The organism is Staphylococcus sp. ZWU0021 (assembly GCF_000798895.1).
In the GTDB taxonomy this organism is placed as follows: domain Bacteria; phylum Bacillota; class Bacilli; order Staphylococcales; family Staphylococcaceae; genus Staphylococcus; species Staphylococcus saprophyticus.
Genome location: NZ_JTLN01000021.1, coordinates 1 through 12,771, shown reverse-complemented (window position 1 = coordinate 12,771; position 12,771 = coordinate 1). Strand labels below are relative to the sequence as shown.

Annotated in this window: 11 protein-coding genes, 8 tRNA genes and 1 rRNA gene; all 20 read left to right on the top strand. The window is 35.4% G+C overall.

Features of this window, described 5'->3' with window-relative positions; all coding sequences use genetic code 11:
• The 20 genes from L987_RS04835 to L987_RS04740 all read left to right on the top strand — a co-directional run bounded on the left by L987_RS04835 (nucleotide 1) and on the right by L987_RS04740 (nucleotide 12,698).
• Nucleotides 1-399, top strand: a complete 399-nt coding sequence (locus tag L987_RS04835) for an FtsB family cell division protein (RefSeq protein WP_047503279.1) — start codon at nucleotides 1-3, stop codon at nucleotides 397-399.
• Between the two features lie 100 nt (nucleotides 400-499).
• On the top strand, nucleotides 500-898 hold the full coding sequence (locus L987_RS04830) for a S1 domain-containing RNA-binding protein (RefSeq protein ID WP_002484195.1): 399 nt from the start codon (nucleotides 500-502) through the stop codon (nucleotides 896-898).
• 201 nt (nucleotides 899-1,099) lie between these two features.
• The gene (gene tilS / locus L987_RS04825; RefSeq protein ID WP_011303865.1) at nucleotides 1,100-2,395 is read left to right on the top strand and encodes a tRNA lysidine(34) synthetase TilS; all 1,296 of its coding nucleotides are present in this window, start codon (nucleotides 1,100-1,102) and stop codon (nucleotides 2,393-2,395) included.
• 4 nt (nucleotides 2,396-2,399) lie between these two features.
• Nucleotides 2,400-2,939, top strand: coding sequence for a hypoxanthine phosphoribosyltransferase (gene hpt, locus L987_RS04820; RefSeq protein WP_011303864.1), 540 nt, complete (start codon nucleotides 2,400-2,402; stop codon nucleotides 2,937-2,939).
• Nucleotides 2,940-3,233: 294 nt separating this feature from the next.
• Nucleotides 3,234-5,324 carry an ATP-dependent zinc metalloprotease FtsH gene (gene ftsH / locus L987_RS04815; protein ID WP_011303863.1) on the top strand — a complete coding sequence of 697 codons (2,091 nt, stop codon included), beginning with the start codon at nucleotides 3,234-3,236 and terminating at the stop codon, nucleotides 5,322-5,324.
• Between the two features lie 205 nt (nucleotides 5,325-5,529).
• Entirely contained in the window at nucleotides 5,530-6,411 is an 882-nt protein-coding gene (hslO, locus tag L987_RS04810; RefSeq protein ID WP_002484191.1) for an Hsp33 family molecular chaperone HslO, read from the top strand.
• A gap of 155 nt (nucleotides 6,412-6,566) precedes the next feature.
• On the top strand, nucleotides 6,567-7,499 hold the full coding sequence (cysK, locus tag L987_RS04805; protein WP_002484190.1) for a cysteine synthase A: 933 nt from the start codon (nucleotides 6,567-6,569) through the stop codon (nucleotides 7,497-7,499).
• A gap of 221 nt (nucleotides 7,500-7,720) precedes the next feature.
• Nucleotides 7,721-8,524 (top strand): dihydropteroate synthase, encoded by an 804-nt coding sequence (gene folP / locus L987_RS04800; RefSeq protein ID WP_011303862.1) that lies wholly within the window; start codon nucleotides 7,721-7,723, stop codon nucleotides 8,522-8,524.
• The gene (folB, locus tag L987_RS04795; RefSeq protein WP_011303861.1) at nucleotides 8,502-8,870 is read left to right on the top strand and encodes a dihydroneopterin aldolase; all 369 of its coding nucleotides are present in this window, start codon (nucleotides 8,502-8,504) and stop codon (nucleotides 8,868-8,870) included. Before folP ends, folB begins: the two co-directional genes overlap by 23 nt.
• Nucleotides 8,867-9,346: a 2-amino-4-hydroxy-6-hydroxymethyldihydropteridine diphosphokinase gene (gene folK, locus L987_RS04790; protein ID WP_047503277.1), complete on the top strand. Its 480-nt coding sequence runs from the start codon at nucleotides 8,867-8,869 to the stop codon at nucleotides 9,344-9,346. The genes folB and folK overlap by 4 nt, the downstream gene beginning before the upstream one ends.
• Nucleotides 9,347-9,868: 522 nt before the next feature.
• Nucleotides 9,869-11,356: a lysine--tRNA ligase gene (gene lysS, locus L987_RS04785; protein WP_011303859.1), complete on the top strand. Its 1,488-nt coding sequence runs from the start codon at nucleotides 9,869-9,871 to the stop codon at nucleotides 11,354-11,356.
• Between the two features lie 487 nt (nucleotides 11,357-11,843).
• Nucleotides 11,844-11,958: ribosomal RNA gene (gene rrf / locus L987_RS04780) — 5S ribosomal RNA — on the top strand.
• A gap of 24 nt (nucleotides 11,959-11,982) precedes the next feature.
• Nucleotides 11,983-12,058, top strand: a tRNA-Val gene (locus tag L987_RS04775).
• 13 nt (nucleotides 12,059-12,071) lie between these two features.
• Nucleotides 12,072-12,147: transfer RNA gene (locus tag L987_RS04770), tRNA-Thr, on the top strand.
• 6 nt (nucleotides 12,148-12,153) lie between these two features.
• Nucleotides 12,154-12,226: transfer RNA gene (locus tag L987_RS04765), tRNA-Lys, on the top strand.
• A 14-nt stretch (nucleotides 12,227-12,240) separates the two neighbouring features.
• Nucleotides 12,241-12,315, top strand: a tRNA-Gly gene (locus L987_RS04760).
• Between the two features lie 8 nt (nucleotides 12,316-12,323).
• Nucleotides 12,324-12,412 (top strand) — tRNA-Leu (locus L987_RS04755).
• A gap of 13 nt (nucleotides 12,413-12,425) precedes the next feature.
• Nucleotides 12,426-12,502 (top strand) — tRNA-Arg (locus tag L987_RS04750).
• Between the two features lie 27 nt (nucleotides 12,503-12,529).
• Nucleotides 12,530-12,603, top strand: a tRNA-Pro gene (locus L987_RS04745).
• 19 nt (nucleotides 12,604-12,622) lie between these two features.
• Nucleotides 12,623-12,698: transfer RNA gene (locus tag L987_RS04740), tRNA-Ala, on the top strand.
• Nucleotides 12,699-12,771 lie beyond the last annotated feature (73 nt).

Genomic DNA, 12,771 nt, shown 5'->3' with positions numbered 1-12,771 from the left:
TTGAGTAAAAAAGTTGAAAATATCGGAAATACGTTCACCTCTTCTGAAAATAAAAAGAAACAAAAGCAAAAAATGAGAAGACGTGTGATACGCAGACGTATCACTTTGTTTGGTGGGATACTGCTCGCGATTATTATTATTTTGTGTATCATGATTGTCACTCAAAAGCAAAGTAATAATGACGATGCTGTAGAACGACAACAAAAAGAAGAAAAATATCAAAAGCAACAAGATGAGGAATTAGCATTAAAAGAACAACTTAACAACTTAAATGATAAGAGCTATATAGAAAAAGTAGCGAGAGATGATTACTATTTAAGTAATGATGGAGAAGTTATATTTAAGTTACCGAGTGATAAATCGGATGCAGGTTCAAAATCTTCTAAAGAAGATAAATAGCGAAAATTATTTTTTTGCATCATAATACCATTGTTAATTTATGCAAACAGGCATATAATAAGGTTAAAATCGAAACAAATCGGGAGGATTTATTTACAATATGTCAATCGAAGTAGGAAACAAGCTTAAAGGTAAAGTCACTGGTATTAAAAAGTTTGGCGCTTTCGTCGAACTTCCAGAAGGAAAAAGTGGCTTAGTTCACATAAGTGAAGTTGCAGATAATTACGTTGAAAACGTAGAAGATCATTTATCTGTTGGAGATGAAGTTGAAGTTAAAGTGCTATCTATTGCTGATGATGGTAAAATTAGTCTATCTATTAAAAAAGCAAAAGATCGTCCGCGTAGACCTCAAAGTAAACCTAGTCATAAACAACCACAACCCAAAGGTGAAGACTTTGAAAAGAAATTAACAAACTTCTTAAAAGATAGCGAAGATAAATTAACTTCCATCAAACGTCAAACTGAATCAAGACGCGGCGGCAAAGGCGCTAGACGCTAATAATAAATAATACAACTGTTTCATATATAACTAACTGATTTATTGAGAACAACGTACAATCAATGATTCCAATATTAAGTTTGAGCGTAACAATCTAAGACTGTTTTCTTAATTGAGGAAACAGTCTCTTTTTATTGTAATATGGGATGATTCCAAAGTGATTAGGCTAATTGTTGGAAGATTTAGAGTGAGTGGAGGTAGATGAAGCTGAACGTTAATACTGAGGGTTGGACGAAAGATAAGCACATTGTATTGGCGGTTTCTACAGGTGTTGATAGCATGGTGTTATTACATGAGTTAATCACAAGATTGAAAGATTCATACGCAAAATTAACCTGCTTACATGTAAATCACAACATCCGGCCGATAGCGAAGGAAGAAGAATATTTTCTCAAACAATTTTGTAAAGCGCATCATGTTGAGCTTTACGTTAGGCATTTAGATTTATCAGATGTTATTGAAAAAGGGAATAGTATTGAAAATGACGCAAGAGTAGCACGTTACCAATGGTTTGATGAGATGATGTATGAATTAAAGGCGGATATCTTACTGACCGCCCATCATCAAGATGATCAGATAGAAACTATTTTTTATCGAGTAATGACTGGACGTTCCACAAGAAGTAGTTTAGGTATGGCTTATCAAACTACACGCGCATCTTATCAGATATGTAAACCATTATTATCGACAACAAAAAATGAAATTCGTGATTATCAAGTTATGCATCGTGTACCTTATTATGAAGATGAAACAAATACACAAAATCATTATGTGAGAAATGACATTCGTAATCGTATTTTGCCTGAAATAAATGAAAATGCACAACTTGCTACAGATCAATTAATCAAACTAAAAGAGTGGCATGATGAACAACTTGAAGTGATAAATAACGAAGCCGTCGCATTTATAAAACAGGATATACTTAAAAGTGTTAAAACACAGAAGTATACGATAGCAAGATCACAATTTTTAAATTTAAGGCATAGTGTCAAGATGGCAGTGTTAGATAACCTGTTTGAACAACTTCAAATCACTCGCTCAATAACTGAAAAAACTTATAATGAGTGGTTTCAAAAATTAGAAGGAAATTTGACGCAATGCACATTATACACGACAGATAAATGGATAATTCATATCGCTTATGATAAATTTATAATAATGGCAAATTATGATGTGAAACATTTTCCGATTCAGATTACTCACCCTGGTATATACAACTATAGTCATTATCAAATTGACGTTAAACATGACTTTCCTGCTGGAGACTTTCCGTTAGTTATTCGTACACGAAGAGATGGAGATAAATTCGAGTTGAATGGTATGGAAGGACATAAAAAAATAAGTAGGTTGCTTATTGATCATAAAATCGTTCAATCCGAACGCAATCAATTACCAGTCATGGTTAATGCCCAAAATGAGATTATTGCTGTTGGCACATTATATTTAAAAAATAAATACGAACAATCAATTTTTATACGATATATGGGAGAGGAATGAAAACATGCGAGATGATTTAAAAGAAATATTATTATCAGAGGAAGATATTCATCAGATTTGTAAAGATTTAGGTGAAGAGATTACACGAGCTTATAATGGGAAACCACTTGTATGTATCGGCATATTAAAAGGTTCGGTCATGTTTATGGCAGACTTAATAAAATATATTGATACGCATTTAGCTATTGATTTCATGGATGTTTCAAGTTATCACGGTGGCACAGAATCTACTGGAGAAGTTCAAATTTTAAAAGATTTGAGTTCGTCAATTGAAAATAAAGATGTGTTAATTATTGAAGATATTTTAGAAACTGGAACAACATTAAAATCAATCACTGAGTTATTGGAGTCACGTCGTGTTAATTCACTTGAAATTGTAACATTACTTGATAAACCAAATCGTCGTAAAGCTGATATTGAAGCTAAGTACGTTGGTAAAAAGATTCCGGATGAATTTGTGGTTGGATACGGTTTAGATTATGCCGAACACTATCGTAACTTACCGTATATAGGGACACTTAAACCAGAAATTTATTCAAAGTAAGCAATACAATTTTATGAAACTGAAAATTATTATATAATGTAAGTCTAAGCGTAAATATATTAATCAGTATGTCTATGTGTTCGCTTTAAAAAGTATTTTTCATACATAAAACGAACGTGACTTAAATTGTAAAATATTGAATTTTGTAACTTATGTGCACTAGGGACAATTTAAATTTAAAATAGAGCATTGAAAATTGTAAACATAGTACAAAAGTTGAAATACTAGCCGTAAACTCATGTATTGTGTTACAATTTTTGTTAGTTTTATTATTGAAGTAGGAGGAAACGACGCATGCAGAAAGCCTTTCGTAATGTGCTTGTTATCGCAATTATTGGCGTTATAATATTTGGTTTATTTTCATTTTTAAATGGAAATGGTAATATGCCAAAACAACTTACGTATAACCAATTTGTGAAACAGCTAGATAAAGGTGATTTAAAATCACTTGAGATACAGCCTGAACAAAATGTATATATGGTAAGCGGTAAAACCAAAGATGATAAAGAATATTCTTCAACAATTTTATATAACAACGATAAAGAATTAGAAAAAATAACTGATAAAGCACAAAACCAAGACGGATTGAAATTTACAGTTAAAGAAGAAGAAAAACAAAGTGTATTTGTAAGTATTCTAACTACACTAATTCCTGTATTAATTATTGCATTATTATTTATTTTCTTCCTAAGCCAAGCTCAAGGTGGCGGCGGCGGTGGCGGTCGTATGATGAACTTTGGTAAGTCCAAAGCTAAAATGTACGATAGCCAGAAGAAACGTGTTCGCTTCTCTGATGTAGCAGGCGCGGATGAAGAGAAACAAGAATTGATTGAAATTGTCGATTTCTTAAAAGACAATAAACAATTTAAACAAATGGGATCAAGAATTCCAAAAGGTGTTTTATTAGTAGGACCTCCAGGTACAGGTAAGACTTTACTTGCACGTGCGGTTGCTGGTGAAGCAGGCACACCATTCTTCTCAATTAGTGGTTCTGATTTCGTTGAGATGTTTGTTGGTGTCGGTGCAAGTCGTGTGCGTGATTTATTTGAAAATGCTAAGAAAAATGCACCATGTATTATTTTCATCGATGAAATTGATGCAGTTGGTCGTCAGCGTGGCGCTGGTGTTGGTGGCGGACACGATGAACGTGAACAAACGCTTAACCAATTACTAGTTGAAATGGACGGATTTGGCGAAAATGAAGGTATCATTATGATTGCCGCTACGAACCGCCCTGATATTTTAGACCCAGCATTATTACGTCCGGGTCGTTTTGATAGACAAATTCAAGTGGGTCGTCCAGATGTTAAAGGACGTGAAGCGATTTTACATGTTCACGCTAAGAACAAGCCACTTGATGAAACAGTAGACTTAAAAGCAGTTTCTCAAAGAACACCAGGCTTCTCTGGTGCAGATTTAGAAAACTTACTTAACGAAGCATCTTTAGTTGCTGTTCGTGAAGGTAAGAAAAAAATCGATATGCGTGATATAGAAGAAGCTACTGACCGTGTTATTGCAGGTCCAGCTAAAAAATCTCGTGTTATTTCAGAAAAAGAACGTAATATTGTTGCCCACCATGAAGCTGGTCATACAATTATTGGTATGGTGCTTGATGAAGCCGAAGTTGTTCATAAAGTAACGATTGTTCCACGTGGACAAGCGGGCGGTTATGCAATGATGTTACCTAAACAAGATCGCTTCTTAATGACCGAACCAGAGTTGCTAGATAAAATTTGTGGCTTACTTGGTGGACGTGTTTCAGAAGATATCAACTTTAATGAAGTTTCTACGGGTGCTTCTAATGACTTTGAACGTGCAACGCAAATTGCGCGTCAAATGGTTACAGAATACGGTATGAGTAAGAAACTTGGACCTATTCAATTCTCAAGCAGTAGCAATGGCCAAGTGTTCTTAGGTAAAGATATGCAAGGTGATCCTGAATACTCTGGACAAATTGCTTATGAAATTGATAAAGAAGTACAACGCATTATTAAAGAACAATATGAGCGTTGTAAAGACATTCTGTTAGAACATAAATCACAATTACTCTTAATTGCTGAATCATTACTAACAGAAGAAACATTAGTTGCTGAACAAATACAATCATTATTCCATGATGGTGTGTTGCCAGAAGTTGACTATGACGGAGCTAAAGTCGTAGAAGAAGACAAAAATGACTTCGAAGATGGTAAATACGGTAAATCATATGAAGATGTGCGTAAAGAACAATTAAATCGTAGTGACGATGATCAAAAAGACGATCATGAAGATGAAGAATCTGGTGACAATGAAAAAGACGGTGAAAATTCAGAGCCAACTGGCCATGAACAAGCACCTGACATTGACAGACCAGGTAATTCAAACGACCCTGGTCGTCGAAACTAAAGACTGAATTTTAAACTTTTTTCTGCTATGATACGAATAGTAGAAAAAAGTTTTTTTATGGTTCATATAATTGCAAACAGATGTTTCGCAATTTTTGGTGCGAAAGCTTAAAATAAATTGCGTTATTAAAAAGTAACCCAAAATAGACATGAAAATGAAATGTTTTATAATAAACACAGTTAATATTAAAGGAGAAATTTTAAAAATGACAAATGATTATATAGTTAAAGCTTTAGCTTTTGGAGGACAGATTCGTGCTTACAGTGCCTTGACAACTGAGAGTGTGCAAGAAGCACAAACAAGACATTATACTTGGCCGACTGCTTCTGCAGCACTTGGGCGCACAATGACTGCGACATTAATGATGGGCGCAATGCTAAAAGGAAATCAGAAGTTAACAGTTACAGTAGATGGCCAAGGACCAATTGGCAAAGTTATTGCTGATGCAGACGCTAAAGGAAATGTACGAGGTTATGTCACAAACCCACAAACCCATTTTCCTTTAAATGATCATGGCAAGTTAGATGTTAGCCGTGCAGTAGGAACGAATGGTTCATTAACAGTTGTTAAAGATGTAGGATTGAAAGATTATTTTTCTGGTTCTAGTCCACTTGTTTCAGGTGAACTCGGCGATGATTTCACATACTATTTTGCAAAAAGTGAACAAGTTCCTTCATCAGTAGGATTGGGTGTATTGGTTAATCCAGATAATTCAATTAAAGCTTCTGGAGGATTTTTAATACAAGTTATGCCAGGCGCAGAAGACGAAACGATTAATAAACTAGAAGATGCGATTAATCATATGACACCTGTTTCTAAACTCATTGATCAGGGTTTAACACCTGAAGAATTACTTTTTGAAATATTAGGTGAAGAAAATGTACAAATATTAGAAAATGTTCCAGCACACTTTGAATGTAATTGTGGACATGACAAATTTTTAAATGCGATTAAAGGTTTGGGAGAAGCTGAAATTCAAAATATGATAAATGAGGATCATGGTGCTGAGGCGGAATGTCATTTCTGCAGAAATAAATATCAATTTTCTGAAGAAGAGTTACAGCAATTATTAGATAATATTAAATAAACCCGCTAGAATGAAACTAGACAGATAAGTATGTTAGGTTAAAGTTGGAAGAATAAGTTTTTGCAGTTGTATTTACAGAAAAATCTGATAAAATAGAATGTATATCCGATTGAAAAAGTAGGTTTTAAACTTTTTAACGAAAAGGAGCAATACTTATGACAAATAAACCAGTAGATAACATTGTAGAGGTAATTGGTAACACACCAGTAGTTAAATTAAATAAGGTAGTAGACGAAGACATTGCAGACGTATATGTTAAACTTGAATATCAAAATCCAGGTGGTTCTGTAAAAGATCGTATTGCATTAGCGATGATTGAAGAAGCTGAAAAAGCAGGCAAAATCAAACCAGGTGATACGATTGTTGAACCAACAAGTGGTAACACTGGTATTGGTTTAGCATTTGTTTGTGCTGCTAAAGGTTATAAAGCCGTTTTCACTATGCCTGAAACAATGAGTCAAGAGCGTCGTAATTTATTAAAAGCATATGGCGCAGAATTAGTATTAACGCCTGGTTCAGAAGCTATGAAAGGCGCGATTAAAAAAGCAAAAGAATTAAAAGAAGAACATGGTTATTATGAACCTCAACAATTTGAGAACCCTGCTAATCCTCGTGTTCACGAATTAACAACAGGTCCAGAATTAGTTCAGCAATTTGAAGGTAAAACAATTGATTCGTTCTTAGCTGGTGTTGGTACTGGTGGTACATTAAGTGGTGCTGGTAAAGTATTGAAAGAAAACTACCCAGACATTAACTTAGTTGCGATTGAACCAGAAGATTCACCTGTATTAAGTGGTGGCGAACCTGGTCCACATAAACTACAAGGTTTAGGTGCAGGATTTATTCCAGACACTTTAGATGAAAATATCTATGACGAAGTAGTTCAAGTAGGTAATGAAACTGCAATGGACATGGCGCGTAAAGTTGCTAAAGAAGAAGGTATCTTATGTGGTATTTCTTCAGGTGCTGCTATTTATGCGGCTATTGAAAAAGCGAAACAATTAGGAAAAGGTAAAACAGTAGTGACTGTATTACCAAGTAATGGTGAACGTTACCTTTCTACTCCTTTATTCGCATTTGATGACTAATCCAATATAATGTGAAATTGAGCCGGGCACATATAAATGTGCACCGGCTTTTTGTTTTGCAGTGCCTTTTAATATGTTCAAGGATAATGTTAAATTTTAGGTTGGTATATGTATGGATTAAGCGCTGATTACTGAAAAATATAGCAAATAACGTTATTATAGAAATAAGATAACAACTTAAAGATAAAATCATTTTATAAGTGAAAGGAAGCAAAATGATTATGACACATACAAAAATTATGGGCATATTAAACGTTACACCGGATTCATTTTCAGACGGCGGTAAATATAATACAGTCGATCGTGCAGTGAAAAGGGCAGAGGAAATGGTAGAAGAGGGTGTGGATATTATAGATGTTGGTGGTATATCTACAAGACCAGGATTCGAAGAAATTACTGTAGAAGAGGAATTGGACCGTGTATTACCGGTAGTGAAGGCATTGAGTCACTTAGACGTTCAACTATCAATCGATACATATAGAAGTGAAGTAGCAGAAGCAGCGATGAAATTAGGTGCAACGATGATAAATGATCAATGGGCTGGACTAAATGATGCACGTATATTTGATATTGTTGCAAAATACGAGGGAGAAATTGTGTTAATGCACAATGGCGATGGTCAAAGATCAGAACCAGTTGTTGATGAAATGTTAGTGTACTTGCTTAAACAAGCAAATAAAGCTGAAATGGCTGGCATTCCTCAACATAAAGTTTGGCTCGATCCAGGTATTGGGTTTGCAAAAACTAGAGAAGAAGAAAAAGAAGTCATGGCACGATTAGACGAACTTGTAGCTACAGGTTACCCAGTACTATTGGCAACAAGTAGAAAAAGATTTATTAAAGAAATGATTGAGCAAGAGACCACACCTGTTGAACGAGATGAAGCAACAGCTGCTACTACAGCCTATGGTATAATGGAAGGCGTAAAAGCGGTTAGAGTTCATAATGTCGCGCTGAATGTTCGTTTAGGACAAAGCATGGATTATTTAAAGGAGAATGATAATGAGCGACACAATATTTCTTAATGGTATGAGATTTTATAGTTATCATGGTGCGCTACCAGCTGAAAATGAAATTGGCCAAATATTTATCGTTGATATTACGATGAATGTGGATTTGAGCACAGCAGGTCAGTCAGATGATGTTAAGGATACGGTACACTATGGTGAAGTATTTGAAGATGTTAAAGCAATTATGGAAGGTGAGCCGGTAAATTTATTGGAGCATCTAGCGGAACGTATTGCAAAACGTATAAATTCACACTATAATCGTGTAGTGGAAACGAAAGTCAGAATCACTAAAGAGAATCCACCCATACCAGGTCATTATGATGGTGTAGGTGTAGAAATAGTGAGGGAGAGTCGCGCATGACATACGCATATTTAGGTTTAGGAAGTAATGTTGGGGAGCGGTTGACTCAGCTTGAAGCGGCCATATCGATTTTAAATGATAAAGAGGGCATTACAGTTACACAGAAGTCACCGATTTATGAGACGGACCCAGTAGGTTATGTAGATCAACCGCAATTTTTGAATCAATGTATTGAAGTTCAAACCACATTGGAGCCTAACGAATTATTGAAAGCCTGTTTGGATACTGAGCAACAACTACATCGAGTGAGAGATATACGTTGGGGGCCAAGAACCTTAGATGTTGATATCTTATTATATGGAGATCAAATTATTAATGAATCTGAGTTAATAGTGCCACATCCACGTATGTTGGAACGTTCGTTTGTACTTATTCCATTGAATGACATTGCAACGAATGTCATTGAACCTAATTCAAATAAGGAAATAGGGCATTTAGTGATACCAGATGAGTCAGTTAAAAAATATGAATTTTAATAAATGTGCGTAAATGCGTATTTTTGAAGCGGTTATGTGCACGTACATTATATGGATTGAATTTAATGAGTTACTGTCATTCGTGTGAGTACATGTGGAGCGATTTAGGCATATAAAATATATGCATGCACCCATTGACGCGTATAACTTAGTGCTTTTTATGAAGAACTGCATATGTAACTATCAGTATTTAATCACTGGCCGCGTGTCAGTTGCACGATTATCTATTTGAAATTAAGTATTTATAAGTGAATCAATAAAATGCAGAAAAAAGTTTAAATAACTTTATTCCGTTTGCATCGTCTAGTAGAATTGAAGAGTGAGAAAGTTGGAATGTGAGAAGTACATATGAATGTGTTTAGCTATCCTTAAGGATACTCACTTCTAAGAATAAACAAAGCAGAAAATGTTTTGTTAAGTTGAAATTTGGTAATAAATGATCATTTTTATTTAAATATTTCAATTAGAAGTCCAAGCAATAGAAAGTGAAAGTAGAACAAGAAGCATAAAGGAGAGAAAGTTATGTCAGAAGAAATGAATGACCAAATGCAGGTCCGTCGCCAAAAATTACAAGAACTATATGATTTAGGAATAGATCCATTTGGTCAAAAATTTGATCGTACTTCAATGGCAACCCCATTACATGAAGACTGGGATCAATTTAGCAAAGAAGAATTACATGAAAAAGAAGAAGAAAGTCATGTAAGTATTGCTGGACGTTTAATGACGAAACGCGGAAAAGGTAAAGCGGGCTTTGCACACGTTCAAGATTTAAGTGGTCAAATACAGATTTATGTAAGAAAAGACCAAGTAGGTGAAGATCAATTTGCTATTTGGAATTCTGCAGATCTTGGAGATATAGTAGGCGTGGAAGGCGTAATGTTTAAAACTAACACTGGTGAACTATCAGTTAAAGCACAGTCATTCACTTTATTAACAAAAGCCTTACGTCCACTCCCAGATAAGTTCCATGGCTTACAAGATATAGAACAACGTTATCGTCAGCGTTATTTAGACCTAATTACTAACCAAGATAGTACACAAACATTCATTAAACGTAGTAAAATATTGCAAGAGATGCGTAACTATTTAAATCAACAAGGATTTTTAGAAGTAGAAACACCTATGATGCACCAAATCGCAGGTGGAGCAGCTGCACGTCCTTTCGTTACACATCATAATGCGTTAGACGCTACCTTATATATGAGAATTGCGATTGAATTACATTTGAAACGTTTAATTGTTGGTGGATTAGAAAAAGTTTATGAAATAGGTCGTGTATTTAGAAATGAAGGTGTGTCTACAAGACATAATCCGGAATTTACTATGATTGAATTATATGAAGCTTACGCTGATTATCATGATATTATGGATATTACAGAAAATATGATTAGACATATATCTGAAAAAGTATTAGGTACTGCGAAAGTAACGTATGGAGAAGAAACAATAGATTTAGAATCTAAATGGAAACGAATCCATATGGCCGATGCCGTTAAAGAAGAAACGGGTGTCGACTTCTTCAACATTCAAAGTGACGAAGATGCGAAAATAGCTGCTAAAGAACATGGCATAGAAATTACAGATAATATGAAATATGGTCATATATTAAATGAGTTCTTTGAACAAAAAGTTGAAGAAACACTCATTCAACCAACATTTGTATACGGTCACCCAATTGAAATCTCTCCATTAGCTAAGAAAAATGCGGAAGATCCAAGATTTACAGATCGCTTTGAGTTGTTTATTGTTGGAAGAGAACACGGTAATGCATTTACTGAATTAAATGATCCAATCGATCAAAGAGCAAGATTTGAAGCGCAATTAGTAGAAAAAGAACAAGGCAACGATGAAGCACATGAAATGGATGAAGACTTTATCGAGGCGTTAGAATATGGTATGCCTCCTACAGGTGGATTAGGAATCGGAATTGACAGATTGGTTATGTTACTTACAGATTCTGCCTCTATTAGAGACGTATTACTGTTCCCTTATATGAGACAAAAATAATAGCGATAAATATAATAGAACTGGATCAATCTTTATACATCATGTAATTGATGTGTAAAGATTGATTTTTTTTATGCTATTTACAAGGCGTGTTTATCGCGAATATAATATAACTTAGAAGAAAATCAGTACATGAATTTAATTCTTTAAAGTAATAAGATACATTTAAGTAAGATTCTGCTATAAAAATATAAAAATAAACTGAAAAAAGGATGGAAAAGTCAGTTTCTATATGTTAAGATAGTTCAAGTCGAGTTAAAGAAACGAGATACGGCTTAACAAATGCAACAAAATAATTTAAGTAAATGTTTGAAAAGCTATTGACTTAAAAGTTAAAACGTTGTAATATATAAAAGTCGTAAAAAACGAGTTATTACATAACAAATATTCAAGTAAAGATCTTGTAAAGAAAATTTAAAGATAGTGTAAAATTGACTATTGCAAATAATCGTTAAACAATGTATCATTAATTGAGTAAGTTATTTTGTCTGGTGGCAATAGCAAAGAGGTCACACCTGTTCCCATGCCGAACACAGAAGTTAAGCTCTTTAGCGCCGATGGTAGTCGGACTTACGTTCCGCAAGAGTAGGACGTTGCCAGGCTTAGTAATCGAATTGATTTTATGTGGAGGATTAGCTCAGCTGGGAGAGCATCTGCCTTACAAGCAGAGGGTCGGCGGTTCGAACCCGTCATCCTCCACCATTTCAAATGAATAGCCGGCCTAGCTCAACTGGTAGAGCAACTGACTTGTAATCAGTAGGTTGGGGGTTCAAGTCCTCTGGCCGGCACCATTTCATGAGCCATTAGCTCAGTTGGTAGAGCATCTGACTTTTAATCAGAGGGTCAGTGGTTCGAGCCCACTATGGCTCATCCAGTTTCATTTTGCAGAAGTAGTTCAGCGGTAGAATACGACCTTGCCAAGGTCGGGGTCGCGGGTTCGAATCCCGTCTTCTGCTCCATTATTTTTGCCGGGGTGGCGGAACTGGCAGACGCACAGGACTTAAAATCCTGCGATAAGTGATTATCGTACCGGTTCGATTCCGGTCCTCGGCACCATCATTTTAATATAGCGCCCGTAGCTCAACTGGATAGAGTACTTGACTACGAATCAAGAGGTTACAGGTTCGACCCCTGTCGGGCGCACCATTTTAAAATGCATGTTAATTATATATACGGGAAGTAGCTCAGCTTGGTAGAGCACTTGGTTTGGGACCAAGGGGTCGCAGGTTCGAATCCTGTCTTCCCGACTCTTTTTGAAAATAGTATGGGGGCTTAGCTCAGATGGGAGAGCGCCTGCTTTGCACGCAGGAGGTCAGCGGTTCGATCCCGCTAGTCTCCACCATATTGATTATTAATGAAGAAATGAACATTGAAAACTGAATTGCAATATGTCAACGTTAATTCCGAACGCAACA